Here is a 1976-nt window from a genome sequence, read left to right as displayed (position 1 = left end):
CAATCAGCCGCCCGAACATACTCACCAGTCACAGAATTGAAAACAGTCTCTACCGCTTCGGGACCAATCCTAACGTTCGGATTTTGGGCCAATGCTTTAGCAACGACCTCGAAGCCTTTCTCATACAAACGACCCCGATAATCACTAGTAGGGCTTCCAATGTACTGGGTACGTCCAGCAGCAGAACAAAGCTCATCCTCAATCGAAGCAAACCGTAAACGATGCTTCTTCGCTATTCGCTTAGTAACACGCTGTAAACGGTCATATGCATATTCATCAAAAAAATCCTGAGCTGCATCCATACGAGTAACTAAATGCCGCCCCTCCCATTCGGACCTGACAAGGTCAACAAAAGCATCCGTATCGTCAGAAGTAGCAAGTGCATGAGGCTTATCGCCATTCCCGCCTGCGAAACACTTGGCAACAACATGACCACGCTTCAACACTGCCCACCCTTGTCGATATCTCCAACGCTTCGCATCTCCATCGGCAGGCTTAACCTCATCACCTAATTTCGCAAGCGTAGAAACCACCTTTCGAGGGTCATCCTCAATAGTCGTTTGGTACCAGTCAAACCGCATTGTTTTGACCTCCCGTTGAGGTCAAATTAATTCCTCCACTTTTTAAAAAAACCATTTCAAACAAAAACACCCTCAAAGCCTTATTTGGCGCGGGTTCCAGGGATTTTCCGTCAGTGAGTGTGACCCCCCTGTTAGTAGGGGGGGCGGACCCGCGCAGAAAACCCATCCCAACAGACGCAAAAAAGCCGCCCAAAATCGAGCAGATTTTGCGGCAGAGCTTCAATGAGTTTTCGAGGGAAATTACGTGACGTGTTTCAGGCGATAGCATCCGACCCTTTCCGGGCCGGAAACGCCATGGTGTAAACTGGCATTACCGGTTAGTCCTTCCTCAAAGATTTCGAAACCGGTCACGGGTCAGGTGCGTTGGTGCGCACGCTGGCCCACTTCATTGGTTGACCGATACCGGATACTACGACGGAATCCCGATCACTGGCACCTCAAATGCTCTACCTGTAGCGTTCGTGGATCTAGGTTCGCCCGCGTACTAGACGGTGCGAACCTGCGAACTTATGTGACGCGGGCCGTCTACGCCGACGCCTAGACCATGAGGCGACACCATCAAATCAACGGTTAGTCTGCAGGAAAAGTGTTAGGACGTCTGAACAAATTTCAGTAGAAAACGTCAACATATCTTGACAAAATTAGCGCTAAAACCCTTGTAAACACTGGGCATGTAACCTTAGTTACGGACAACGGTGTCAGAATATTTCGTAGATTTACCTAGAGGCGGATGCACTTCGGTCCGCGCCTCGCGCTGACGCGCTGCGGTGCAGCCTCAGTGCAACCGCCTACTTCGATTTCTCACGTTGCCTACGCTTCCTCTCCGCATCCGTCATCGCTCTACCGAAGAGAGGCGGCCTCCCCGCCTTTTTAACGGGGCTAGGCAGCCCTGGCAGCTCCAAAGCGCTCCTGTCCTGCAACGATTTCATTGCAACACCTCCTAGACCCGTTAAAACGCCTAATTCGACCTCTTATCCATCTCGCTAAGAACCGAACCAATCTCAAGGCCTACAGTAGTCCAGTCCCCTAGATCGCCCTTAAGCCTGGTTAACATCCCAGCGTACTGCTTGCACATCCAGCGAAAAGCCTCTTCGTCCTTAGAAACCTTGCGCTGACGGATATGTGCACGCTCTAAATCAACTTGAAAAACCTCTTCAGCCAATCTGTGACTCCATTGCGTAAATGTCCAAGCTTCTTCAGGAGACGCACTCGACGCCGTACGCCTAGCCTCCTCTCCCTGCGGCCTTGCTTGAAGCTCCAAGCGCACCCAATCAGCCGCCCGAACATACTCACCAGTCACAGAATTGAAAACAGTCTCTACCGCTTCGGGACCAATCCTAACGTTCGGATTTTGGGCCAATGCTTTAGCAACGACCTCGAAGCCTTTCTCATACA

2 protein-coding genes are annotated in these 1976 nt (G+C 51.1%); both read right to left on the bottom strand.

What is annotated here, in order from left to right; genetic code table 11:
• A partial coding sequence (locus ACUHMQ_RS20595; protein WP_445297318.1) for a hypothetical protein occupies positions 1–581 on the bottom strand: 581 nt, incomplete at its 3' end.
• A gap of 958 nt (positions 582–1539) precedes the next feature.
• Positions 1540–1976, bottom strand: a 437-nt coding sequence (locus ACUHMQ_RS20590) for a hypothetical protein (RefSeq protein WP_445297317.1), incomplete at its 5' end; no start/stop codon positions are given.

This window comes from Chitinimonas violaceus (assembly GCF_052601015.1).
This window is presented reverse-complemented; position numbering and strand designations above follow the sequence as displayed.